This window comes from Sutterella massiliensis (assembly GCF_016899755.1).
GTDB classification, from domain to species: domain Bacteria; phylum Pseudomonadota; class Gammaproteobacteria; order Burkholderiales; family Burkholderiaceae_F; genus Sutterella; species Sutterella massiliensis.
Genome location: NZ_JACJJC010000440.1, coordinates 1 through 266, shown reverse-complemented (window position 1 = coordinate 266; position 266 = coordinate 1). Strand labels below are relative to the sequence as shown.

Below are 266 nucleotides of genomic sequence, written 5' to 3'. Positions count from 1 at the left end.
TCATTATGTCAATTACGATGAAGCGGGACAAAGTGTTTCGAATGAGACTGCTACCGTGTCGTTTGTCGGGAGAAACGATGGTAAGGTAACTGCCTGTTATATCAATAAGATTGTAACCAACAAGTTGAAGAACAATACCAGCTATACGCGTTTCGACTGGAGTTATGATGGCAACCAGACTGTGTGTGCCGAAGATCTGGTGTATGGACCTTATATTGATTCGGATTCGGATCCGGATAAGTATGATACGGCGGCACGTACTGCCA

Annotated in this window: 1 protein-coding gene; it reads left to right on the top strand. The window is 44.4% G+C overall.

Annotation, left to right across the window (positions count from 1 at the left end; genetic code table 11):
- Positions 1-266: hypothetical protein (locus H6A60_RS14600; RefSeq protein WP_205105330.1), on the top strand; the 266-nt coding region annotated here is incomplete at both ends.